This window comes from Allobosea sp. (assembly GCF_051860145.1).
Classification (GTDB): domain Bacteria; phylum Pseudomonadota; class Alphaproteobacteria; order Rhizobiales; family Beijerinckiaceae; genus Allobosea.
The window spans coordinates 1-22,509 of the sequence record NZ_JBHYEM010000005.1 but is presented as its reverse complement, the minus strand read 5'-3'; the positions used below and the strand labels follow the sequence as shown (position 1 = coordinate 22,509).

The following is a 22,509-nucleotide window of genomic DNA, read 5'->3' as shown; positions in this document are numbered from 1 at the left end:
CAACCCTGTCCGTCGGCGTCATCGCGCCGCGTTGTTGGGTTCAGAAAGCCAGCGCGAGGTGATGAACGCAAGGTAAACGCAAAAACAAGGTAAAATTAACCACGCCTCGCAGCGCGCCTGCGTTCATGCCTGTTGAGGTATGGTGAGGAAAATGCCTCGCATTCGATGGACTTGCGCGCGGCGGGGCATAACGCGGCGGCCCTGAGAGGGCCCGCTGACCGCTCTGCGCGAGCCCCGGCGCACCATCGCGACCGGGCGCGAAACCCCGCTGCTCAGATCTCGTTCAGGACCAGGTCGAGGGTCTGCCCCTGTCCCGGCTTGCTTCCGCGCAAGCTCAGCGCCACGCTCTCGCGCTGCCGGCTGATCGTCAGCGTCGCCGGCGGGTTCGGACGGACGCTTTCCGCCGTCTCGACGAAGGAGAGCGAGAGCCGCTGGCCCTGGCGGGCTCCGGCGAGGTCGGCGACCGTGCCCTTGCCCTCCCTGAACGCCCCGCCATAGCGGCGCGTCTTCGGGTCGTAGCGGAGCTCGATCCGGACCGTGGTGCTGAAAAAGACCTTGGTGGAGCAGTTGCCGTTCAGGGTGACGCGGGAGCCCTCATGGTCGCCGTCGAACTTGCAGGACAGCGAATGGCTGGCGCCGCCCGCATTCTCCAGCTTGCCGGTGCCGCTGAATTTTCCTTCGAACGAGCGCAGGAAGGGCGCCTCTTCATCGCTGCCCTGCTGCGCCGTGCCCGGCACTGCCGCTGTCAGCAGCAGCAATGCGCCGAGCGCCTTGGGTACGAGATCGCGTCTCATGATCGGTCCTCCTGCCGGCTAAACGCCTGAGAAGCCGATTGGATCGGTCGAAGGGCAAATAATTGGAAATGAGCGGGCGGCGGTGGTGCCGTTACCCGCGATACGGGGGTAGTTCAATTTCAGCTTGCGATCCAAGTCGGACGTTGTGTCGAGCTGCTCCTGGGTCCATCTTAGTCATGACGATGCGTGGCCTGGCGGGAAGGCCAATATGTGCCGTCTGAAACCCGCCCCCTGGATGAAGAGTAACGGGGATGCTTCCCCCTTGCCGGTAATGGATGAAATTGTTCCTTTTGGCGAAGACAATAAAACCCGTCAGTGACGCCGATTGCTTCTAGATTCGGCTACGGAGAATGTCGCGACGCAGGGAGGGCTCGATGTCCACCAGCAGACTCGTCAGAAAAATACTGCTTTCGGCAATGATCTACATGGTCCAAGCGGCGAGCGCGAACGCACAGCAGCCCGCCAGCATTTCAGATCAAGACATCGGCGACGCGTATATCTACCTGCTTGGCCGCCTGCTCGTTATGCGGCAGCAGCAGCTCGATTTCCAGGAAGGGTTCAAGTGGAACGAGCTGGTGCATCGCAAGCCCGGTGCGGTGGACTGGCCCAATCCCAATCTCGACGTGGCCTATTCCGAAGCGTGGGTGGCGGTCGACGAGAGCAGTTGCACGATCGTCACCGTGCCGACGGTCGAGGGCCGCTACTACACGGTCCACTTCCTCAATGGCTGGGGCGAGACGATCGCCAACATCAACGAGCGCCTCTTTCCAAAGCGGCCGTTCGGGGAGTTCGCCATGTGCCTCAGGGGCGCGAATGTCGCGATTCCTGCGGGAGCGACGCGCATCGATCTCCCGGTGAAATATTCTCGCGTGCTGGCCCACGTCGAACTCGGCTCCGACCCGGACGGGGCGATCGCCCTGCAACACCAGTTCAGGTTTCGGGCGACAGGCACACCGAAGCTACCGGAGATTCCCAAGACACCGATATTCGAGCTCGAGGCGTTGCCGGGTGCCGAAGCCTTCGAGGCCGCCGACATCGCGCTCGACAGCGAGCCGGACCTCAGCGTCGGGCTCGAGGCGATGCAGGAGAAAGCCCGCGCCATCGCCAAGGCCATCAAGGACCCAGCCGAGCGCACGCGCGTCGATCAGGTGATCCGTACCCGCGCCTTCGCTGATTTCGGCAAAGCGGGGGCAATCATCGGCCATGGCACGACGCAGAATGGCTGGGCTCGTCCCGGCGTCGTCGGAGAATACGGCCTGGATTACGTGGCGCGCGCCCTGGTCAACAATGGCGGCATCTGGGCCAACATCAAGCCGGAAGTACTTTATTACCGGGGGAGCAAGGATCAGGCCGGGGACGATCTCAGCGGCGAGAATACCTACACGCTGACCTTCCCCAAAGATCAGTTGCCCGCCCAATATGCCACGTTCTTCTGGTCGGTGATCGCCGTGGACGGCCACCGCTTCCGCGTTCTGCCCAATCCGCTCAACCGGTTTCTGATCAACAACCAGTCGAAGCTGCAATATGGAGCGGACGGTGCGCTGACGCTTTATTTTGCCGATCAGAAGCCTGCCGACGCGCCCGACGGCAACTGGCTGCCAACGCCGAAAAGCGCGAAATATCGTCTCACGTTCCGGTTCTACCGGCCGACGGAAGGGGTAGCGAACGGCACCTATTTCCCGCCTCCGCTGGTGAAACGGCATTGAGCGCTCGACGGCGGCGGAGCGCTTGAGGAGCGACACAATGGGCTGGCAAGACATCCGCGCGATGGCTAGGCCGATGGTCGGCCGAAATCGTCCAATTCGTCGCGCCTGCTTGAGGAGGATTCGAGCAGTTGGGCCGAGCCGCCGAATAGCTCAGCCCATCCTTGCCGTGTGATCCTTCGTTTCGCTACACGCTTCTACGTCTGCCCCGGCCTGAGCTTGTAGAAGACGTGCCGGCCGATCACGTCCATCTTCTTCAGCTTCCTCGCCCAGTATGGCTTGACGTAGTCGGCATGGTAATGGGTCGAGGCGCCGACCTCGGCGAGATAGGTCGTGCCGTCATAGACCTCGCGGGCGATGCGCACGGCGGCGCGCCAGGGCTCCGGCTCGGTGATGCGCAGCGACTTGCCCTCGCAGGCGAAGGTGAACTGGCAGGCGAGGTAGCGGTTGCGGTTCTGGTAGACCGTGCCGCAGACGCTGTCGGGATAGAGCCCGCTCTTGACCCGGTTGAGCACGACCTGCGCCACGGCGGCGCGGCCCTCATCCGATTCCGAGCGCGCCTCGAAATAGATCGCTTCGGCCAGGCAGCGCTGCTCGCGCGCCATGTTCGCGGGCGCGATCAGCTCCGTATAGATCTCGCGCGCGCCCGGGTCGCTCTTGCGCGCGATGCTGGTCGCGGAGGCCGACGCTTTGGTGGCGGCGCCCGCCCGTGCCGAGGCGATGGCGGCGGCCGACGGCGGCATGGCGATGGTCGCGATGGTGTAGCTCACCGGCGGGGTCGATGACGACAGCGAGGCGGCCTGCGGCACCGAAGGGGTCGAGCCGTCGATGCTTTCGAGATGCAGCTCGGCCTGGCGCGGCGAGGTGATGATCGGCCTGAGCGAGCTCGGCGAGGAATCCGACAGGGCCGGGTCGGTCAGGCCCTCGTCGGGCCTGAACGGCTCGAAGCCGACCGGCGGGCCGTCGATGCCCTCGGCCTCGCGCGCCGCATCGAGCGCGAATCCGCCCGAGATCAGCCCCGGCTGGTTGTCGCCGAAGACGACGCGTTCGAGCTCGCGCGGCGGCGGGTTCAGCGTCAGGCTGGGGCGCAGGCCCGGAAGCGGGTCGCCCTTGGCGCTGCGATCGACCTCCGGAAAGGCGCTGGCGCTGCGCTTCATGTCCTCGCGCGGCCGGCGCGGATCGATCGTGACGCGCCGCTCGGGGTCGTCGAAGGAGAGGTGGGCCTGCTGGACGGCCGATGAGAGCGAGAGCCCTGGCAGCCGGAAGGCGCTGGCCGCGATCAGCATCGAGGGGCCTTCCTCGAGCACCGAGGCGGCGCCTGGCATGCTGCGCTGGACCATCGAATAGGGCAGGCTGTCGGTATCGTGGTTCTGGCCGGCCGACGCGGTGAAGGAGACCAGGAGCCCGACGGACAGCGCCCAGGGCGCGACCGTCGCCACGGCCCATTTCAGCCCGAGCGATCCGATCCGCCTCGTACGTCGCCGCAACCGCAACTGACTCAACGCTTTTCCCGCCTCGCCACCATCCGCTGTCGCCCGCGCGGCCGATGGCGCGCTTTTCGACGTTTCCGTTATCCGTCCGGTAGGGTTGAGGGCCGGTTAATGGCGCGCCGGCAATCGCATCCCGGCGCCTCTTTCCATGCGCGGCCGTGATGCGGGATTTCACGAAAAGGCGTTGTTGCGGCGCGGTATTGAGCGGTATCGTGCAGCCACACGATCGTCATTTCGCCGCGCCGGAGATCTCCATGAACGCGACTACCCGGCGCAGCTACGCGCCCGAAATCATCGTCGCGGCAGGCTGCCTGATCGCGCTGATCACCTTCGGCCCCCGCGCCAGCGCCGGCCTGTTCCAGATCCCGATGACGCTCGAATTCGGCTGGGGCCGCGACACGTTCAGCATCGCCATCGCCATCCAGAACCTGCTCTGGGGCGTGGGTGCGCCTTTCGCCGGCGCGATCGCGGACCGGTTCGGCACCGTGCGCGTGCTCTGTGTCGGCGCGCTGCTCTATGCGGCGGGGCTTGTGGTGATGGCGGTGGCCACCACGCCGCTGACGCTGCATTTCGGCGCGGGCGTGCTGATCGGCTTCGGCCTCTCGGCCGCTTCGTTCAACCTCGTCCTCGCTGCCTTCGGCAAGCTCCTGCCGGAGGCATGGCGGCCGATGGCCTTCGGCGCCGGCACCGCCGCCGGCTCCTTCGGCCAGTTCCTGTTCCCGCCGATCGGCAACATCATGATCGAGCAGATCGGCTGGCATCAGGCGCTCGTCGTCTTCGCCGGCTCGGTGCTGCTGGTGATGCCGCTCGCCATCGCGCTCGGCACGCGCAAGGGCACTGGGCCGGCGCCCGTCGCCTCGGCCGTCAACCTGCCGAACCAGAGCATCAAGCAGGCGCTGACCGAGGCCTTCAAGCATCGCAGCTACGTGCTGCTGGTGCTCGGCTTCTTCACCTGCGGCTTCCAGCTCGCCTTCATCACCGCCCATATGCCGGCCTATCTCAAGGATGCCGGCATGCCGGCCTGGGTCGGCGGCTGGACGCTCGCGGTGATCGGCCTCGCCAATGCCGCGGGCTCCCTCGGTTCGGGCTGGCTGTCCTCGCGCATGCCGAAGCGCCATTTGCTGGCCTGGATCTATTTCGGCCGCGCGGTCGCCATCGCCGCCTTCATCCTCATCCCGGCGAGCCCGGCGACGGCGCTCGCCTTCGGCGTGGTGATCGGCCTGTTCTGGCTCTCGACCGTGCCGCCGACCTCCTCGCTCGTGATGCTGATGTTCGGCACGAAATACATGGCGATGCTCTACGGCTTCGCCTTCTTCTCGCATCAGGTCGGCGGCTTCCTCGGCGTGCTGCTCGGCGGCATCCTCTATGAGCAGTTCGGCTCCTACCAGATCGTCTGGTGGCTCTCGGTCGCGCTCGGCGTCGCCTCGGCGCTGATCAACCTGCCGATCGTCGAGAAGCCGGTCGAGCGCGCGCTGCCGCAGCCCGCCTGAGCGGGGCGACGCAAAGGCGCACCGGCTTGCGCCTTGCGGATCGCGCGCTCCCGTTCCACTCCTGTCGTGATCCGGATGGCACGACAGGAGTGATCGCATGTCCACCTTCAAGGCGCTGGTCGCGACCAAGGGCGAGACCGGCCCGAACCTCGCCTTCACCGATTTCGCCGAGGCGGATCTGATGGAGGGCGACGTCACCGTCCGCGTCACGCATTCGACGGTGAACTACAAGGACGGGCTCGCGCTCACCGGCAAGGCGCCGGTGGTGCGGCGCTGGCCGATGATACCCGGCATCGATTTCGCCGGCCGCGTCGAGACCTCCGAGCATCCAGACTTCAAGCCGGGCGATCTCGTCATCCTCAACGGCTGGGGCACGGGCGAGACCCATCTTGGCGCCTATGCCCAGAAGAGTCGGGTCAAGGGCGACTGGCTGGTGCCGCTGCCGGCCGGGATGAACCCGGACGAGGCCATGGCGATCGGCACCGCCGGCTATACCGCGATGCTCTGCGTGCTGGCGCTCGAGCGGCACGGGCTGAAGCCCGCTGACGGCCCGGTCGTCGTCACCGGCGCCGCCGGCGGCGTCGGCTCGGTCGCGATCGCGCTCTTGGCCAAGGCGGGCTGGCATGTCGTCGCCTCGACCGGCCGGGCCGAGGAGACCGATTACCTGAAGGGGCTGGGTGCGGCCGAGATCATCGACCGTGCCGAGCTCTCGGCTCCCGGTCGCCCGCTCGGCAAGGAGCGCTGGATTGCCGGTGTCGACGCGGTCGGCTCGCACACGCTCGCGAACCTTCTCGCGATGACGAAATATGGCGGCGCCGTCGCCGCTTGCGGCCTGGCTCAGGGCATGGACCTGCCGGCCTCGGTCGCGCCCTTCATCCTGCGCAGCGTCGCCCTGCTCGGCGTCGATTCGGTGATGTGTCCCAAGCCGCGCCGGCTTGAAGCCTGGGCCCGCCTCGCCAGCGATCTCGACCGCGCCAAGCTCGCGACCATGACCACGACGATCCCGCTGGAAAGCGTGATCGAGACCGGCAAGGCGATCGTCGAAGGCAAGGTGCGGGGCAGGGTCGTGGTCGAGGTGGGGTGAGCGCTGCTCGTCATTGCGAGGAGCGTCAGCGACGAAGCAATCCAGGGGCCACTTAGCGAGACCTTCTGGATTGCTTCGCTGCGCTCGCAATGACGGTGAACCTCACCCGGCCCCCTCGAACAGCCCGCGCTTTTTCGCCAGCTCGTTGCCGCAAAAATCCATGAAGGCGCGCACGCGCGGCGCGTGGCGGATGTCGGGATGGGTCAGGATCCACAGCCCCGTCGAGAAATCGGGATTGGGCGGCGTCAGGCGCTTCAGGCAGGGCCGCTGGTCGGCGATGAAGCAGGGCAGGGGGCCGATGCCGAGCCCCTGCTCGACCGCCTCGGTCAGCCCGATCACCGCCGAGCTCCTCAGCGCGATCTGCTCCGGCGCGACATGGTCGCGGACATAGCGCGCCGCCTTCACATAGCCGAGCTGGTCGCCGAGCGTGACCCAGTTGCGGTCGAACAGCGTCGTGAGGTCGGTCGTGCCCTCTTGCTCCAGGACGTCGTCATGCCTGGCATAGATCGCCCAGGTCAGGGTCGCGAGACGCCGCCCGACCAGCGTCTCGCCCGGGGAATCGCTGGCGCGGATCGCGACATCGGCGTCGCGCTTCGACAGGTTCAGCGTCTGGTTGCCGATCGCGACATCGAGCCGGATCGCCGGATGGGCCCGGCGGAAGGCCGCGAAGATCGGCAGCAGCATGTTGAGATAGAGCGTGTCGGTGGTCGTCACGCGGACCTCGCCGGAGGGCGCCACGTCGCGGCCGGCCAGCCGGCGGTCGAAGGCGGTGACGTCCTCGTCCATGCGGGTGGCGAGCGTTGCCATCTCCTCGCCGGCCACGGTCGCGACATAGCCGGTCTTGCGGCGCTCGAAGAGCGGCAGCCCGAGCTGCTCCTCGATCTGTCCGAGGCGGCGGAAAACCGTGGAATGGTTGACGCTGAGCGCCGTGGCGGCGCCGGTCAGGCCGCCGTGGTCGGCAATGGCCTTGACCAGCCTGAAATCATCCCAGGCGAGATTGGACTTCATTGGCGGCGGCTCCCTTCCGGCGGGAGCATCGCGATATCTTGCGTGATTGCAAGATGTGTTTGCAAACTCAACGCGGGGCGGCGGCCCGGCGCAGCCTGTCATTGATCGCTTCGCCGAGCCCGTGATCCGGGATCGGGGCGACGGCGATCGCGCGGGGCCCGTGCGCATCGAGCTGACGCAAATAGCCGAAGAGATTGGCCGCGGCTTCCCGGAGATCGCCGGCCGGGCTGAGATTGAGCGAGATCGCGGGCGCAATCAGGCCGCCGCGCTCGGGCCCGAAGCCGAGCCAGGCTTCGTCGGCACGCGGCGCCTCGGCCGCGAGCCGGACCCCCGCAGCCGGCGCATAATGCGAGGCCAGCAAGCCGGGCGAGATCGGCGCGGCGCCGCTTTCGCCGGCATCGACGAGTGATCGCCCGATCACGCCTTCGATCGCCGCGCGCGAGACGCCGCCGGGCCGGAGCAGGCGCGGCGCGCCGTCGAGGCAGGCGACGATCGTCGATTCGACGCCGACCTCGGTCGGGCCGGCATCGATCACGGCATCGATGCGGCCGTCGAGATCGGCCAGCACATGCGCCGCGCTCGTCGCGCTGATCCGGCCGGAGCGGTTGGCGGACGGGGCCGCGACCGGCAGGCCGACGGCCTCCAGCACAGCATGCGCGAGCGGGTGCGACGGCACGCGCAGCGCCACCGAACCGAGACCGGCGCGGGCCAGTTCGCTGACCTGGCAGGCGGGCGCTGCTGGCACCACCAGCGTCAGCGGCCCGGGCCAGAAAGCTCGCGCCAGCGCCAGCGCATTGGCGTCGAAAATCCCCTCGCGCCTTGCGGCCTCGACGCTCGGGAGATGCGAGATCAGCGGATTGAAGCTCGGCCGCTCCTTGGCCGCGTAGATGCCGGCGACAGCCTGGCCGGAGGTCGCATCCGCAGCGAGCCCGTAGACGGTTTCCGTCGGCAGCGCGACGAGACCGCCGGCCCTGAGCAGGCGCGCCGCCTCAGTGATCCCCTCCGGATCGGCCTTCAGGATGCGGGTCGGGCGCGTCTCTTGGCCCGTTGACCTTGAATGGTTCATATATAAACTGTACCGCGTGCCGGCGCTTGGCGGAAAGTCGAGAGGCTTGCGCGTGGCGAAGGGGATAGTTCGCCGCTAACATCGCCGTCAACGCATAATGCCGGCATCAGACCTTCCAGGGGCGTCCGCCCGGCAGCGAAGGCGTTCAGGGAGAAGGTCATGAGCTATCGCGCTCCGGTCGAGGATATGGTCGCCACCTTGCGGCATGTCGCAGGCCTCGACCGGCTGATGTCCGACGGTCTCGCGCCCGAGCTCGATGGCGGCATGACGGAGGCGATTCTCGACGAGGCCGGCAAATTCGCCGCCGACGTGATCGCGCCGCTCAACACCATCGGCGACAAGGTCGGCTCGAAGCTCAAGGACGGCATCGTCACCACGCCGCCGGGCTGGAAGGAAGCCTACAAGGCCTGGGCCGAGGCCGGCTGGAACGCGCTGCCGGCGCCGGAAGCCTATGGCGGGCAGGGCCTGCCGGCTCTGGTGCAGTCGGCCTGTATCGAGATGTGGAACTCGGCCGCCTTCGCCTTCGCGCTCGGCCCGCTGCTGACTGTCGGCGCGATCGAGGCGCTGCACGCCCATGGCTCGGAGGAGCTGAAGCAGACCTATCTCGCCAAGCTCGTCTCGGGCGAATGGATGGGCACGATGAACCTGACCGAGCCGCAGGCCGGCTCGGACCTCAACGCCCTGCGCTCCAGGGCCGAACGCGCCGGCGACGGGACCTACCGGATCACCGGGCAGAAGATCTTCATCACCTATGGCGAGCACGACCTGACCGAGAACATCGTGCATCTCGTCCTCGCCCGCTTGCCCGACGCGCCTCCCGGCACGCGCGGCATCTCGCTGTTCCTGGTGCCCAAATATCTCGTCAACGCCGACGGCACGCTCGGCGCCCATAACGACCTGCGCTGCTCCGGCATCGAGCACAAGCTCGGCATCCACGCCTCGCCGACCTGCTCGATGGCCTATGGCGACGAGGACGGCGCGATCGGCTGGCTGATCGGCGAGGAGAATCGCGGCCTCGCCTGCATGTTCACGATGATGAACAATGCCCGCTTGAACGTGGCGCTGCAGGGCGTCGCCATCGCCGAGCGGGCCTATCAGCAGGCGTTCGCCTTTGCGCATGAGCGCAAGCAGGGCGTGGCGCTGGACGCGCCCAAGGGCGCGCCGATGAGCCCGATCATCGTCCACCCCGACATCCGCCGCATGCTGATGGACATGCGCGCCAAGACGCAAGGCGCACGCGCGATCTCCTATATGGTGGCGGAGGCGCTCGATCGTTCGCACCGTGAGACGGATGAGGGCAAGCGCAAGGCGGCCGCCGAGCGCGCCGCGATCCTGACGCCGGTCGCAAAGGCCTATTCCACCGATATCGGCGTCGAGGTCGCCTCGACCGGCGTCCAGGTCCATGGCGGCATGGGCTATATCGAGGAGACCGGCGCGGCCCAGCACCTGCGCGACGCCCGCATCGCCACGATCTACGAGGGTACCAACGGCATCCAGGCCATCGACCTCGTGCTGCGCAAGCTGCCTCTGTCGGGCGGCGAGGCGGTCAAGGCGCTGATTGCCGAGATGCGCGGTGTTGTCGCGCAGGTCGCAGAAACGAACGCGCCTGGCTTCGGCCACAGCGCCGCGCGGCTGGGCGCGGCGGTCGATGCGCTCGATCGCGCGACCCAGTGGATGCTCGCCACGATGGGAACCAGGCAGGGCGACGCGCTCGCCGGTGCGACGCCCTATCTCAAGCTTTTCGCGCTCGCCCAGGGCGGCACCGGCCTGGCGAAGAAGGCGCTCGCCATGGCGGCCGAGGAGGGCGGAGCGCCAGCCCTCGCGACCGCCCGCTTCTTCGCCGAGCATCTCGCGACCGAGGCCCCGGCGCTCGAACTGGCAGTGACGGAGGGCGCCGGCGCGCTCGAGGATGCCGACGCGGTCTTCGCGGCGTGAACCAGGCGCAGGGCGCCTCAACCGGCCTTCCTCACCCGCATGTGCAGGAACAGCGGCGCGACGCGCGTATCCGCGAGATAGGGCTCGCGGGCCGCGGTCTCCGCATCGATCATGGGCTCGTGCATATGCTCGATCGTGAAGCCCGCGGCGATGACGAGATTGACCCAGTCGCTCAGCGTCAGGTGAAAGCGCGGCACCTTGAACGGCTCGACCTTGGCCTTCTCATGCGCGGGCGCGGCGCCGAAGCGCCAGGTCTCGATCTCGCCGTTGGTGGCGCGGAAATAGTCGCGCACCTCGATCCCGAGCACGGTCCCGTCTTCGTCGCGCAGCACCCGCCGGAAGGGCGTCGCGAAGCAGGGATGCAGGATCGAGAATTGCAGGAAGCCGCCCGGCCGCAGCACGCGCTCGGCCTCGGCCAGGACGCGATCCTGCTCCGGCATGTCCATCAGGGACATGAAGGCGGTCGCGAAATCGAATGTCCGGTCGGCAAAGGGCAGGTCCATGCCGTCGCCGAGACGGTAGGTAATGCCGAGCGGAGCGGCCGCCTCGGCCTCCCGCGCATGGCGGATGAAGGTCGGCGCGATGTCGATGCCGGTCATCGCCGCGCCCGCCTCGGCGAGCTCTCGCGTGTTGGCGCCTTCGCCGCAGCCGATATCGAGCCCGGTCAGCCCCGCCACTCCCGGCAGGTTCGCCATGAAGTGGGGCGTGTTCAGGGCATCCCTGTAGAGGTCGTAGCCGGCGCGGGCATGGCGCGTCCAGGTTTCGGCATTGGCCTCCCAGCAGGCTGCGACGTCGCTCGCATCCATGATCGCTGTCCTTCGCTCGGGGAGCGCTCGTCTAAAGGATCGGGCCGCGCGACGCCACCGGAATCGGGGCGCCCATGACGGATAATCCCGCCAGCTCGGGCCGACGGCTTTCGGGTCATGTCTGCCTCGTCGCCGGCGCCTCGCGCGGGCTCGGTCGCGGCATCGCGCGGGCACTCGGCGAGGCCGGGGCGACGGTCGTCGTCACCGGCCGCTCCAGCGAGGCCGGCCCGCGCACCGACCAGCGCCAGGAGACTTTTGAGGACGCCGCGCGCGAGGTCGAACTGGCCGGCGGCAAGGGATACCCCTATCGCTGCGACCATATCCAGGAGCGCGAGGTCGACCAGCTCGTCTCCTGGGCCCTGCGGCGCTTCGGTCGGCTGGATTGCGTCGTCGATGCCGTCTGGGGCGGCAATGAGGGCTATGATGGCGAGCGCTATCCGGACGGTTCGGCCTTCGGCACGCCGTTCTGGCGCCGCCCGGTGGCGCGGCTGGGGCAAAGTTTCGAGAGCGGCGTCTATGCGCAATTGCTCCTGGCGCGGGCCGTCGCTCCCGCGATGGTGCAGATGCGCAAGGGGCTGATCGTCACCGTCAGCTTCGATACGGCTACCTATCTCGGCGATGCCTTCTACGATCTCGCCAAGGCGGCGATGAACCGGCTGACGCTGGCGATGGGCCAGGAGCTCAGGCCCTTCGGCGTCACCGCGCTGGCCTTGTCGCCCGGCCATGTCCTGACCGAGAGGGTCAGGGATGCCGGTATGGCGGAGGAGACCACCGAGACGCCGCTCTATGCCGGCCGTGCCGTCGTCGCGCTCGCCGGCGATCCTGATGTCGCGCGTCACGCCGGCACTGTGTTGCATGTCGCCGATCTGGCGCGCGCCTATGGCTTCACCGACCAGGACGGCACGCAGCCGGCCCGGTTCACCATTCCAGGCTGATTGGAGGCATCCATGTCGCTCAAGAACAAGACGCTCTTCATCACCGGCGGCTCGCGCGGCATCGGGCTCGCGATCGCGCTCAGGGCAGCGCGCGACGGCGCCAATGTCACGATCGCCGCCAAGACGGCCGAGCCGCATCCCAAGCTTCAGGGCACGATCTACACCGCCGCGGCCGAGATCGAGGCGGCCGGCGGCAAATGCCTGCCGCTCATGGTCGACGTCCGCGACGAGGCCAGCGTGGCGGGCGCGATCGCCAGGACGGCCGAGACCTTCGGCGGCATCGACATCGTCGTGAACAATGCCAGCGCCATCAGCCTGACCAACACGACCATGACCGACATGAAGCGTTTCGACCTGATGCAGCAGATCAACACGCGCGGCACCTTCATGGTCTCGAAATACGCGATTCCCTTTCTGGAGAAGGCGCAGAACCCGCATATCCTGATGCTGTCGCCGCCGCTCGACATGAAGACGCATTGGTTCGCGCCGCATCTGGCCTATTCCATCGCCAAATACGGCATGAGCCTTTGCGTGCTCGGCCTTGCCGGCGAGCTCGCGTCCAAGGGCATCGCGGTCAACGCGCTCTGGCCGCGCACGACGATCGCCACCGCCGCCGTCCAGAACCTGCTCGGCGGGGACAAGATGGTCCAGGCCAGCCGCACGCCCGAGATCCTGGCCGATGCCGCTCACATGATCTTCCTGAAGCCGTCGCGCGAGTTTTCCGGGAATTTCCTGATCGACGACAGCTTCATGGCCGGCGAGGGCGTCACCGACTTCTCCGGCTATCGCGTCGACCCTTCCGTGCCGCTGATGCCGGATTTCTTCGTGCCCGCCGAGAGCAAGCCGCCGGCCGGCGTGAAAGGCGGCGTCTGAGAGCAGTCGCGACAGGTTGCAGCCCTCATCCTTCGAGACGCAGGCTGTCGCCTGCTCCTCAGGATGAGGGCTGGCGACGCAACCGCCTCGCGGCAATCGCTAGCGGGCGTCATTGGTTTGACATGAGCGCAGCGTTGGAGTTCCTGCCCTTCCCGAGACGGTCGTGTCTCCGCCGTAATCGAGTCGCCTGCCATGCTCCTCGTCCATAGCATCTGCCCGCAGCACGGCGACCGGCTGATCCATCAGACGCTGTCGACGGAGGACGCGATTCCGGCCGGCGCCCTGTGGATCGACCTGCTCAATCCCGAGCCCGCGGAGGACAAGAAGGTCGAGGCCCATCTCGGCGTCTCGATCCCGACCCGCGAGGAGATGCACGACCTCGAGCCGTCCGAGATCATCTACACCGAGAACGGTGCGCATTACATGACGGCGCGGGTCATCTGCCAGTCGGACACCAACGTTCCCAAGCTCGCCGACGTCACCTTCATCCTGACCGAGGCGGCGCTGGTCACGGTGCGCTACGACGAGCCCGGCGCCTTCTCGATCTTCCACAACCGCGCCACCAAGCCGGGCGGCTGCGGCATGCAGCCCGAAGCGGTGATGGAAGGGCTGATCGAGGCGGTCGTCGATCGCGCCGCCGAGGTGCTGCGCGGCGTCGGCGACAAGATCGACGGCGCCTCTCGCCGGATCTTCGACGGCAGGTCGGCGGAGGTCGAGCAGGGCGGCGCCTATCAGTCGGTGATCCGCAGGATCGGCCAGTACGAGCACATCATCTCGAACGTGCGCGAGAGCATGGTGGCGATCGAGCGCGTGCTGCTCTTCCTCTCGGCCAATTACAAGAAACGGCCCAGGAAGGCGGCGAGCGGCTTTGCCCCGGAATGGCGCACCTCGATCCGCGACGTCCAGGCGATCGAGGAACACGCGACCTTCCTCTCCAACAAGCTGCAATTCATGCTCAACGCGACGCTCGGCCTCGTCAGCATCGAGCAGAACAAGATCATCAAGCTGTTCTCGGTCGTCGCCGTGGTCCTGATGCCGCCGACGCTGGTCGCCTCGGTCTACGGCATGAATTTCGAGGCCATGCCCGAGCTGAAATGGGCCTATGGCTATCCGATGTCGCTCGTCATGATGGTCGTGTTCGCCATCCTGCCCTACCTGTTCTTCCGCTGGAAAAAATGGCTGTGAGGGCGCGCTTCCTTCTCCCTCGGTGGAGAAGGTCCGGCAGGGGATGAGGGCGGCGTGACTGGGTGAGCCGTCCTTCCCTCATCCGTCAGCGCTTCGCCGAGCCACCTTCTCCCCCGAGGGGAGAAGGGTTCGCGCCCACGCGTCTTCCCCGCCCGCGTGCCTGCACGCGGGCGCTTCGATGTGAGGGGCAGCGGAGCGCCGCGAGGCGCGTGGGTATCGGTCCGCATCCATTGAGCCAGGATGCGGCGCGGATGGATTGAGCCACCATCCGCACGCCCCGTGGCGCTCCGCCAGACGGCGATTTGAAAACTCCGGGCCGCGCTTCTCTCGCGCCAGTGTGAGCCGGCGCATCTAGCGAGCTCCTCGCGCAGGGGCCGTAGTACCCCCAGGTCGGTTCCCGAAGCCTCCCGGGAGCGAGGCGCAACCCTCGCCCGCAGGCGCCGCACCCACCCCGCCAAACGACATGCCTCCGGTTGGCCGCCCCTCGGGGATGGGATGCGGTGGATCATAGGGGAGGTGCGGCGCGCGGGGATAAGCTGGAGCTCGCATCGATGTCGCACCAAAGTCCGGTTGCGAGCCGTAGCTAAGTTCAAGACCGTCGGCCCGGTTTCCCAAGCGGGCATCAACAAGCTCCGGCTGCGGCATCGCTGGCTTTTCGCTACGAGACGGTCTTGCCTTCAGCTCTCACTTCAGCGCGCACCTCTGAAATCGCCTCCAATTGATTAAGAAATAAGCCGAAGCTGCTGCCCGTTGTCGCAAGTTCTTTTAATTGGGTCTGTTTAATAAGTTTACAAAATTTCTGATACTTCTTTCCTTCCTTGGACAATATTGCGAGGTCATTTTTTGCTAGATGCTTGTTTAGCCGCCCTAAACTATTTTTAGGTTCATCCCGGCCGCATAAGTACAAAAGCAGCCAACTCTCCATTGTGTGAACGCAAATCGCAAACAATAACCGATCTTTATGCTCCTTGTATAATTCCTCACCTAGGCGGCTCTTCACAACCCCAATCGCATCTACCACCAATGCATCATAGCCTCGATCCCTGCCGCCTTCGGTAAGCGCAACGCCAAAATTGGGGTGATCTCCCTGATCCGTATCGAGGTGAATTACAAGATAATCGTTAGCTTCTAAGGCGTCGGTTGCAGAGCGCTCGCAGTACTCAAGCACCTTTTCCCATCCACCGTGCGGAGCAGTTCTACTATCAGTTGCGTCCCTCAGTGGCTGCAATGGATTGACGTCGATCCCTTCATCAAAAAAGCCAGCACAAACAACCTCAATTATGCGCTCCAAGACGATCTGGTCGGTAATTCCTTCGGAAACCAGCGCGAACGTGGCCATCAGAACCCCTTCGGAATACCGCCTAATGCACCACTCAGGAAGAGGGTAGAAAGTCGTTGCGGTGCACCACTGGAAGACTTTCGACTGAAGCGCCTTACCCGCGTTTGCCCTGCCGTGTTGCGCGAAACGATGAAAAGACGGTTCTCAGGGTCGCTGATGTCTAACCCATCCAAAATCGCAGGATTATGTGTGGTTAGCAGAACTTGCTTCCCATATACACCCGTTAGTTCAACCAACCGCTTCATTAGCGCCTCGCAAAGTTTGGGATTAAGCGAGGTATCTACATTGTCAACAGCAAAAAATTTAGGCGTTAAGTCGCTAACAAACAACGCTAGATAAAACGCGAGGAATAAAAATCCTTCATTAGCGCTACGCTGGTCAAAACTTGGCGTTTTCTGATCCAGAAACTGATCGAAGATTTCAAGCCGACCGCGGATTCGCTTCTGGGATGTTTTAAAATCGTCGAACCAATTGAATAGTCTAAGCGAATCCTTTACGGCGTTGATGGGGTTTTTATTTTTCTCGCTCGCCATCACGGCCAAGAGCTTTAGCAGCCCCTCGCCGTTAATCCCTAGCGGCTCAATTTGCCCTTCGCGCTCGAACATACGGAGGGCCGAGTTCTCTGGCGAATAAATGACGAACTGCTCCAAGTTTCCGGTTTTCATCACCGGCGGCGCGGCATCAGCTTGAACGGAAATCTGAACAGTAAAAGTTTTACTTTCGGTTTCGTTTGGGGAATCTAGTTTCTCATTTTCAAATTCACCCATGACTGACGTCAGTTGTGCGCGTAAGTCATTGAAGAATTTGGTGCGGTCTTCAGTATTCAAGCTTTTCGAATGTTGATTTATCCAGTCACTGAACATTTCGTAAGAAATATGTGACTGGCCTGACGCTTTAATTTTCCACGTAGAATAGGGTTTTTCATCGTTTGTCAGTTCGAGTGACGTCGAATTATTTTCATCTACCGCGGCAGTAACACGAATTGGGTCTTTGGATTTTTTCGCATTAAAGGCGGATCGCATTAGGTGGGGTTTGCTCACTCTTATGCCGCGCGACGCTAAGAACTCATTGTCTAGCTTGCCGGCCTGGGCGGCCCCAGCGAGCGCAATCGCCTCAAGTATATTGCTCTTTCCCGCGCCGTTCTCGCCAATAAATACGTTTACAAGCCCGAGATCTATCGATACCCGCTCAATGGATTTAAAGTTTTCGATTTGAATATTTTTGAGCACCGCACGCGCCTATGTCAGCTTGAGGTGAGGCGTCCTATCATCGAGTAGCACGTTTTTACAAGTCTCGCCCGATTTGAGCACATTGCTTCTCTCCTAGATGTGGCTGTCTCAGTCGGAGGAGCTAGAGCACTATGGGATCCGGCGAGCGCATCGGCGACGACCGGCATCCAGAGACGCCAGCCTCGCGCGGCGTCTGCAATCCACCCATTGCCGACATCCACCAGCGCCCACTGACATGCGCGGACCGGCGACGCCACCGCCCCCTCACGCCATCACGCGCGCCATCACATCCTTCAGCCCCGCGCCGTCCCGGGTCAGCCAGTCCGGCACGGGCAAGCCCTTCGAGCGCAGGAAGTCCGGATTGAACAGTTTCGACTGATAGCGCGTGCCGTAATCGGCCAGGATGGTCACGATGGTGTGGCCCTGCCCCATCTCCTTGGCGAGCCTGATCGCGCCGGCGACATTGATGCCCGACGAGCCGCCGAGGCAAAGGCCTTCATGCTCCAGCAGCTCGAAGACGAGCGGGATCGCCTCCTCGTCCGGGATCTGGAACGAGGTGTCGATCGGCGCGCCTTCCACATTCTTGGTGATGCGACCCTGGCCGATGCCCTCGGTGATCGAGGAGCCCTCGGCCTTGAGCTCGCCGGTGGTGAACCAGGAATGCAGCGCCGCGCCCATCGGGTCGGCGAGGCCGATGCGGACATTCGGATTGAAACTCTTGAGCGCGATCGCGGCACCGGCCAGCGTCCCGCCGGTGCCGACCGCGCAAATGAAGCCGTCGACCTTGCCGTCGGTCTGGCGCCAGATTTCCGGCCCCGTCGTCTCGATATGGCCCTGGCGGTTGGCGACATTGTCGAACTGGTTGGCCCAGACCGCGCCGTTGGGCTCAGCTTTCGCCAGTTCCTCGGCCAGCCGGCCCGAGACCTTCACGTAGTTGTTCGGATTGGCGTAGCCGACGGCCGGCACCTCGACCAGGGTCGCCCCGGCGAGCCGCAGCATGTCCTTCTTTTCCTGGCTCTGCGTCTCCGGGATCACGATCACGCTGCGATAGCCGAGCGCATTGCCGACGAGCGCGAGCCCGATGCCGGTATTGCCGGCCGTGCCCTCGACGATGACGCCGCCGGGCCGGAGCTGCCCGCGCTTCTCGGCGTCGCGGATGATCGCCAGCGCCGCGCGATCCTTGACCGACTGGCCCGGATTCATGAACTCGGCCTTGCCGAGGATGGTGCAGCCGGTCGCCTCGGAGGCGCGCTTGAGCTTGATCAGGGGCGTGTTGCCGATGGCCTCGACGACGCCGTTGCGGATAGCCATGTCGAAATTTCCCTGTTTCGCCCCAACCTGATAGGCGAAAGGCGAAACAAGGTCACGAGCCACTCACGCATGCCGCTCCACGCAGAACATCCTCTTGCGATGAACGAGACGCTCACCATCGCGCGTCTCGGCCAGCGCGGCGACGGCATCGCGGAGACGCCGCAAGGCCAGGTCTTCGTGCCCTATGCCCTGCCCGGCGAGACCGTGCGGGCGGTGCGCGATGGCGATCGCGCCCAGGCCGTCGAGATCCTGGCCCCGGCCGAATCGCGGGTGGCCGCGATCTGCCCGCTCTTCACCCGTTGCGGCGGCTGCGCGGCGCAGCACATGGCGCCCGCCCTCTATCAGGACTGGAAGCGCGATCAGGTCGTCACCGCGCTCCGGCGCGCCGGGCTCGACGCGCCGGTCGCCGGGATGGTCGATGCCCATGGCATTGGGCGCCGGCGCGTCACCTTCCATGCCAGGCGCGAGGGCGCGGGCATGGCTGTGGGCTTTATGGCGGCGCGCAGCCATGATCTCGTCGAGGTCGAGGCCTGCCCGGTGCTGGCGCCGGGGCTGGCGCGGGCGCCATCCGTGGCCCAGGCGCTCGCCAACCGGCTCGGCGGCTCCAACAAGCCGCTCGACATCCAGGTCACGGCCTCCGAGGCCGGGCTCGATGTCGATATCCGTGGCCACGGCCCGGCCGGCGACAAGCTCAGGCTCGCCCTGACGCAGGCCGCCGAGCGGCTCGATCTCGCCCGGCTCGCCATGCATGGCGATGTCATCGTCGAGCGGCGGCCGCCCTTGCAGCGCATGGGCAAGGCCTATGTCGCGCCGGGCCCCGGCGGCTTCCTCCAGGCGACAGCAGAGGGCGAGGAGCGCCTTGCAGCGCTGGTCGACGCGGCCTTGCCGAAGGCCAAGCGCGTCGCCGACCTTTTCGCCGGCTGCGGACCTTTCACCTTCCGGCTCGCCGAGCGCATGCAGGTCCATGCGGTGGAGAGCGACAAGCCGGCCGTGCAGGCCCTGCTCAGGGCCGCGGGCGCGACGCAGGGGCTGAAGCGCATCACGGCCGAAGAGCGCGACCTGTTCCGCCGGCCGCTGCTGGAGCACGAGCTCAACGCCTTCGACGCCGTGGTGCTCGACCCGCCGCGCGCCGGCGCGGAGGCGCAGGCGAAGCGGCTCGCCGCGTCAAAAGTTCCCGCGATCGTCTATGTCTCCTGCGATGCCGGCAGCTTCGCCCGCGATGCGGCGCTTCTGGTTGCGGGCGGATATGCGCTGGAGGGCGTCACGCCCGTCGACCAGTTCCGCTATTCCGCTCATATAGAACTCGTCGCCCGCTTCCGGCGGGCGGCCAGGAGATGAGCGGGAGACACGATGAGCCCGGAGACACGATGAGCGCCCAAATTCTCGACCGGATCGCCGGCCTCGTCGGGTCCAGGAACGTCATCACCGATGCCGAGACCATGGCGCCCTATCTCCTCGAGGGGCGTGACCTCTATCGCGGCAAGGCGAGCGCCATCGTGCGGCCGGGCTCGACCGCGGAGGTCGCGGCAATCGTCAAGCTCGCGGCGGAAACCGGCACGCCGCTGGTGCCCCAGGGTGGCAATACCGGGCTCGTGGGCGGGCAGACCCCCATCGCGGAAGGACGCGAGATCATCCTGTCGCTACAGCGGCTCGACAAGGTCCGCACCGTCGATCCGGAAGGCGACACGATGATCGTCGAGGCCGGCGTCACGCTGCTGCGGGCCCAGGAGGCGGCCGAGGCGGCCGGGCGGCTGTTCCCGCTCTCGCTCGCCTCGGAAGGCAGCTGCACGATCGGCGGCAATCTCTCGACCAATGCCGGCGGCACTGCCGTGATCGCCTATGGCAATGCCCGCGAGCTCTGCATGGGGCTCGAGGTCGTCCTCGCTGATGGCCGCGTCTGGAACGGTCTCAGGCAGCTCCGCAAGGACAATACCGGCTACGACCTGAAGAACCTCTTCATCGGCGCGGAAGGCACGCTCGGCGTCATCACTGCCGCGGTGCTGAAGCTGTTCCCGCTGCCGGCGGCGCGCACCACCGCCTTCCTTGCCGTGCCGGGGCCGGCGGAGGCGCTGGCGCTGCTCAACGCCGCCAAGGCCGGCGCCGGCGGCACGCTGACGACCTTCGAGCTGATGCCGCGCATCGGGGTCGATTTCGTGCTGCGGCACGCGCCGGGCACCCGCGACCCGCTCTCCGAGTCCTCGCCCTGGTATGTGCTGATGGAGGTCGCGGCCCAGAGTGCGGCGGGGCTCGACGAGGCGGTCGAGACCTTCCTCGGCCAGGCGCTCGAGGACGGGCTGATCACCGATGCCGCGCTTGCCGGCTCGCTCGAACAGCGCAAGGATTTCTGGAAGCTGCGCGAGGCGCTTTCCGAGGTGCAGCGCCAGGAGGGCGGCTCGATCAAGCACGACGTCTCGGTGCCGCTACACGCGGTGCCGGAGTTCCTGGCGCAGGCGATCGCGACGGTCGAGGCGATGATCCCGGGCTGCCGGCCCGTGCCCTTCGGCCATCTCGGCGACGGCAACATCCATTTCAACATCAGCCAGCCGCTCGGCGCCGACAAGGACGCCTTCGTCGCGCGCTGGGATGAGGTCAACCACGCCGTCCACGCCATCGTCACGCAGATGCACGGCTCGATCTCGGCCGAGCACGGCATCGGCCGGCTGAAGCGCTATCTGCTGCCCGGGGTCAAGGATCCGGTCGAGCTCGCCTTGATGAAGACGCTGAAGGCGACGCTCGACCCGCAGCGCATCCTGAACCCCGGCGCGGTGCTGTAAGCGAAGTTCCAACAGTACGGTGGGAAAACCGGCCGTCCTGTTGGAACGCAATTGCGCTCGATCATTCCGCCTTGGAACTGCTTTCGCCGTTGCCGAGGCGTCATCGCGAGCGCAGCGAAGCGATCCAGGAGGGCTCGCACGCGGTCCCTGGATTGCTTCGTCGCTGACGCTCCTCGCAATGACGCTTCAGTGCGATCGGATTCCTTCTAGAACAGCGAGCCCTGGGCCGGCGGCAGCTCCGGCTTGGCTTCGGCAGCTTCCTCCGCGGCCCCGTCGAACGGTTCCTGGACCTCCGGCCCGTCATTGGCGACGTGGTTCACCGCCGGGCTGACCCTGACCATGTCGAGCAGATTTTCCGGCGGCGGCTTCAGCAGCGCTGCGGCCTCGTTGCCGCCAGTTGCCTCGTCGAGCCAGGCGTCGTGGTCGCGCGGCTCGACGATGACCGGGCAGCGATGGTGGATCGCCGACATCAGGCCGTTGGCCGGGCCGGTCACCATGGCGACCGTGTCGATCTCCGAGCCGTCCTGTGAATGCCAGGTTTCCCACAGCGCGGCGAAGGCGAACAGGCCGCGGTCCGGCCTGCGGAAGAGATAGGGCCGGTTCTCCTTGCCGAGCCTGTGCCATTCATAGAAGCCGTCGACCGGCATCAGGCAGCGCCTGCGCGTGAAGGCGGCGCGGAAGGACGGCTTCTCGCGCGCGCTCTCGCTGCGGATATTGATGACGAGCGGAAAATCCTTGGCGTCCTTGACCCAGCCGGGGATGAAGCCCCAGCGCATCAGGATGAACTGCCGCGCGCCCTCATGCATCCGCACCACGGGGACGGGCTGCGTCGGCGCGATATTGTAGCGCGGCGGGAAATTCGGCTGCTCGGGATAGGCGAAGGCTTCGCGCATCGCCTGCGGCGGGAGGGTGATGGCGTAGCGACCGCACATGGCTCGCAGATGTGCCAAGGCTTACCCTGCCGATCAACACTTTATTGGGGTTTGATCACGCATATTCGCGCCGATTCACAAGGCCTCACGATGACCGTCCCCGCGATGAGAGCGCCGGCCGTTGCCGCGGATGAACGGCCGGGCCCGACCGGGACGCCGCTGCTCTCGACCGACTATCTCAATCGATATGGCGAGGCGCTGATGCTGATCGAGATGGCGCCGACGGACGGCGGCATCGTCGAGGAACTCCGGGCCTGGCGGGCTGTCGGCTATCGCGAACATTTCCTGGCGTCCCGCCTGCGCTGCTCGACTGATGCGCTCGCCGCCTATGACCGCCTCGACGCAGGCCAGCTCAAGGCGTTCGAGGATCTCTGCAAGGCGATGAACCGGCTGATCGCGACCGTCACGGCGCTGCTCGGCGACAAGGACGGAAGCGTCGATCTCGATGCGCTGGTCGAGGTCGCGAGCGGCTCGCTGCGCAGCCTGATCAGCCGCGGCACCCAGTTCATCAATGCCAATGGGGCGGTCGATCTCGACGACTTCCACACGCGCTCG

19 protein-coding genes are annotated in these 22,509 nt (G+C 65.9%); 10 read left to right on the top strand and 9 right to left on the bottom strand.

The window, feature by feature from the left end; translation table 11 throughout:
- Nucleotides 1–272: 272 nt before the first annotated feature.
- Complete coding sequence (locus ACTIF2_RS10170; protein WP_439496948.1) at nucleotides 273–794, bottom strand: hypothetical protein; 522 nt, start codon at nucleotides 792–794, stop codon at nucleotides 273–275.
- A 374-nt stretch (nucleotides 795–1,168) separates the two neighbouring features.
- Here ACTIF2_RS10170 and ACTIF2_RS10165 point away from each other — a divergent pair, with 374 nt between their 5' ends.
- Nucleotides 1,169–2,500: a DUF1214 domain-containing protein gene (locus ACTIF2_RS10165; protein ID WP_439496947.1), complete on the top strand. Its 1,332-nt coding sequence runs from the start codon at nucleotides 1,169–1,171 to the stop codon at nucleotides 2,498–2,500.
- 194 nt (nucleotides 2,501–2,694) lie between these two features.
- Here the strand turns inward: ACTIF2_RS10165 and ACTIF2_RS10160 are convergent, their stop codons facing one another.
- Complete coding sequence (locus ACTIF2_RS10160) at nucleotides 2,695–3,984, bottom strand: cell wall hydrolase (protein WP_439496946.1); 1,290 nt, start codon at nucleotides 3,982–3,984, stop codon at nucleotides 2,695–2,697.
- A 257-nt stretch (nucleotides 3,985–4,241) separates the two neighbouring features.
- On the opposite strand from ACTIF2_RS10160, the gene ACTIF2_RS10155 reads away from it, so the two are divergent.
- Nucleotides 4,242–5,477 carry an MFS transporter gene (locus tag ACTIF2_RS10155; protein ID WP_439496945.1) on the top strand — a complete coding sequence of 412 codons (1,236 nt, stop codon included), beginning with the start codon at nucleotides 4,242–4,244 and terminating at the stop codon, nucleotides 5,475–5,477.
- Nucleotides 5,478–5,574: 97 nt separating this feature from the next.
- The gene (acuI, locus tag ACTIF2_RS10150; RefSeq protein WP_439496944.1) at nucleotides 5,575–6,561 is read left to right on the top strand and encodes an acrylyl-CoA reductase (NADPH); all 987 of its coding nucleotides are present in this window, start codon (nucleotides 5,575–5,577) and stop codon (nucleotides 6,559–6,561) included.
- 102 nt (nucleotides 6,562–6,663) lie between these two features.
- Here the strand turns inward: acuI and ACTIF2_RS10145 are convergent, their stop codons facing one another.
- Together ACTIF2_RS10145 and ACTIF2_RS10140 are read right to left on the bottom strand one after the other, a co-directional pair.
- Nucleotides 6,664–7,569, bottom strand: a complete 906-nt coding sequence (locus ACTIF2_RS10145; protein WP_439496943.1) for a LysR family transcriptional regulator — start codon at nucleotides 7,567–7,569, stop codon at nucleotides 6,664–6,666.
- 67 nt (nucleotides 7,570–7,636) lie between these two features.
- Nucleotides 7,637–8,635 carry an L-threonylcarbamoyladenylate synthase gene (locus ACTIF2_RS10140; RefSeq protein WP_439496942.1) on the bottom strand — a complete coding sequence of 333 codons (999 nt, stop codon included), beginning with the start codon at nucleotides 8,633–8,635 and terminating at the stop codon, nucleotides 7,637–7,639.
- A 159-nt stretch (nucleotides 8,636–8,794) separates the two neighbouring features.
- Between ACTIF2_RS10140 and ACTIF2_RS10135 the strand changes: the two genes are divergently transcribed.
- Nucleotides 8,795–10,570 carry an acyl-CoA dehydrogenase family protein gene (locus tag ACTIF2_RS10135; RefSeq protein WP_439496941.1) on the top strand — a complete coding sequence of 592 codons (1,776 nt, stop codon included), beginning with the start codon at nucleotides 8,795–8,797 and terminating at the stop codon, nucleotides 10,568–10,570.
- A gap of 17 nt (nucleotides 10,571–10,587) precedes the next feature.
- On the opposite strand, the gene ACTIF2_RS10130 is transcribed toward ACTIF2_RS10135, so the two are convergent.
- The gene (locus ACTIF2_RS10130; RefSeq protein WP_439496940.1) at nucleotides 10,588–11,376 is read right to left on the bottom strand and encodes a class I SAM-dependent methyltransferase; all 789 of its coding nucleotides are present in this window, start codon (nucleotides 11,374–11,376) and stop codon (nucleotides 10,588–10,590) included.
- 74 nt (nucleotides 11,377–11,450) lie between these two features.
- Between ACTIF2_RS10130 and ACTIF2_RS10125 the strand changes: the two genes are divergently transcribed.
- The 3 genes from ACTIF2_RS10125 to ACTIF2_RS10115 all read left to right on the top strand — a co-directional run bounded on the left by ACTIF2_RS10125 (nucleotide 11,451) and on the right by ACTIF2_RS10115 (nucleotide 14,369).
- On the top strand, nucleotides 11,451–12,311 hold the full coding sequence (locus ACTIF2_RS10125) for an SDR family NAD(P)-dependent oxidoreductase (protein ID WP_439496939.1): 861 nt from the start codon (nucleotides 11,451–11,453) through the stop codon (nucleotides 12,309–12,311).
- A 12-nt stretch (nucleotides 12,312–12,323) separates the two neighbouring features.
- Nucleotides 12,324–13,184, top strand: coding sequence for an SDR family oxidoreductase (locus ACTIF2_RS10120; protein ID WP_439496938.1), 861 nt, complete (start codon nucleotides 12,324–12,326; stop codon nucleotides 13,182–13,184).
- 192 nt (nucleotides 13,185–13,376) lie between these two features.
- Nucleotides 13,377–14,369, top strand: coding sequence for a magnesium transporter CorA family protein (locus ACTIF2_RS10115; protein ID WP_439496937.1), 993 nt, complete (start codon nucleotides 13,377–13,379; stop codon nucleotides 14,367–14,369).
- Nucleotides 14,370–15,027: 658 nt separating this feature from the next.
- On the opposite strand, the gene ACTIF2_RS10110 is transcribed toward ACTIF2_RS10115, so the two are convergent.
- The 3 genes from ACTIF2_RS10110 to ACTIF2_RS10100 all read right to left on the bottom strand — a co-directional run bounded on the left by ACTIF2_RS10110 (nucleotide 15,028) and on the right by ACTIF2_RS10100 (nucleotide 18,248).
- On the bottom strand, nucleotides 15,028–15,708 hold the full coding sequence (locus ACTIF2_RS10110) for a hypothetical protein (RefSeq protein ID WP_439496936.1): 681 nt from the start codon (nucleotides 15,706–15,708) through the stop codon (nucleotides 15,028–15,030).
- Entirely contained in the window at nucleotides 15,708–16,937 is a 1,230-nt protein-coding gene (locus ACTIF2_RS10105; RefSeq protein ID WP_439496935.1) for an AAA family ATPase, read from the bottom strand. The genes ACTIF2_RS10110 and ACTIF2_RS10105 overlap by 1 nt, the downstream gene beginning before the upstream one ends.
- A 264-nt stretch (nucleotides 16,938–17,201) precedes the next feature.
- Nucleotides 17,202–18,248, bottom strand: coding sequence for a cysteine synthase A (locus tag ACTIF2_RS10100; protein ID WP_439496934.1), 1,047 nt, complete (start codon nucleotides 18,246–18,248; stop codon nucleotides 17,202–17,204).
- Nucleotides 18,249–18,347: 99 nt separating this feature from the next.
- On the opposite strand from ACTIF2_RS10100, the gene ACTIF2_RS10095 reads away from it, so the two are divergent.
- Together ACTIF2_RS10095 and ACTIF2_RS10090 are read left to right on the top strand one after the other, a co-directional pair.
- The gene (locus ACTIF2_RS10095) at nucleotides 18,348–19,586 is read left to right on the top strand and encodes a class I SAM-dependent RNA methyltransferase (RefSeq protein ID WP_439496933.1); all 1,239 of its coding nucleotides are present in this window, start codon (nucleotides 18,348–18,350) and stop codon (nucleotides 19,584–19,586) included.
- A gap of 29 nt (nucleotides 19,587–19,615) precedes the next feature.
- Nucleotides 19,616–21,022 (top strand): FAD-binding oxidoreductase, encoded by a 1,407-nt coding sequence (locus tag ACTIF2_RS10090; RefSeq protein WP_439496932.1) that lies wholly within the window; start codon nucleotides 19,616–19,618, stop codon nucleotides 21,020–21,022.
- A 206-nt stretch (nucleotides 21,023–21,228) separates the two neighbouring features.
- Here the strand turns inward: ACTIF2_RS10090 and ACTIF2_RS10085 are convergent, their stop codons facing one another.
- Nucleotides 21,229–21,972 (bottom strand): SOS response-associated peptidase, encoded by a 744-nt coding sequence (locus tag ACTIF2_RS10085; RefSeq protein ID WP_439496931.1) that lies wholly within the window; start codon nucleotides 21,970–21,972, stop codon nucleotides 21,229–21,231.
- A gap of 87 nt (nucleotides 21,973–22,059) precedes the next feature.
- Here ACTIF2_RS10085 and ACTIF2_RS10080 point away from each other — a divergent pair.
- A partial coding sequence (locus ACTIF2_RS10080; protein ID WP_439496930.1) for a hypothetical protein occupies nucleotides 22,060–22,509 on the top strand: 450 nt, incomplete at its 3' end.

Excerpts from the sequence above, each read along its gene's own strand:
- ACTIF2_RS10170 (WP_439496948.1), bottom strand. The coding sequence starts at position 794 with ATGAGACGCGATCTCGTACCCAAGGCGCTCGGCGCATTGCTGCTGCTG.
- ACTIF2_RS10165 (WP_439496947.1), top strand. The coding sequence starts at position 1,169 with ATGTCCACCAGCAGACTCGTCAGAAAAATACTGCTTTCGGCAATGATC.
- ACTIF2_RS10155 (WP_439496945.1), top strand. The coding sequence starts at position 4,242 with ATGAACGCGACTACCCGGCGCAGCTACGCGCCCGAAATCATCGTCGCG.
- acuI (WP_439496944.1), top strand. The coding sequence starts at position 5,575 with ATGTCCACCTTCAAGGCGCTGGTCGCGACCAAGGGCGAGACCGGCCCG.
- ACTIF2_RS10145 (WP_439496943.1), bottom strand. The coding sequence starts at position 7,569 with ATGAAGTCCAATCTCGCCTGGGATGATTTCAGGCTGGTCAAGGCCATT.
- ACTIF2_RS10140 (WP_439496942.1), bottom strand. The coding sequence starts at position 8,635 with ATGAACCATTCAAGGTCAACGGGCCAAGAGACGCGCCCGACCCGCATC.
- ACTIF2_RS10135 (WP_439496941.1), top strand. The coding sequence starts at position 8,795 with ATGAGCTATCGCGCTCCGGTCGAGGATATGGTCGCCACCTTGCGGCAT.
- ACTIF2_RS10130 (WP_439496940.1), bottom strand. The coding sequence starts at position 11,376 with ATGGATGCGAGCGACGTCGCAGCCTGCTGGGAGGCCAATGCCGAAACC.
- ACTIF2_RS10125 (WP_439496939.1), top strand. The coding sequence starts at position 11,451 with ATGACGGATAATCCCGCCAGCTCGGGCCGACGGCTTTCGGGTCATGTC.
- ACTIF2_RS10120 (WP_439496938.1), top strand. The coding sequence starts at position 12,324 with ATGTCGCTCAAGAACAAGACGCTCTTCATCACCGGCGGCTCGCGCGGC.
- ACTIF2_RS10115 (WP_439496937.1), top strand. The coding sequence starts at position 13,377 with ATGCTCCTCGTCCATAGCATCTGCCCGCAGCACGGCGACCGGCTGATC.
- ACTIF2_RS10110 (WP_439496936.1), bottom strand. The coding sequence starts at position 15,708 with ATGGCCACGTTCGCGCTGGTTTCCGAAGGAATTACCGACCAGATCGTC.
- ACTIF2_RS10100 (WP_439496934.1), bottom strand. The coding sequence starts at position 18,248 with ATGGCTATCCGCAACGGCGTCGTCGAGGCCATCGGCAACACGCCCCTG.
- ACTIF2_RS10095 (WP_439496933.1), top strand. The coding sequence starts at position 18,348 with ATGAACGAGACGCTCACCATCGCGCGTCTCGGCCAGCGCGGCGACGGC.
- ACTIF2_RS10090 (WP_439496932.1), top strand. The coding sequence starts at position 19,616 with ATGAGCGCCCAAATTCTCGACCGGATCGCCGGCCTCGTCGGGTCCAGG.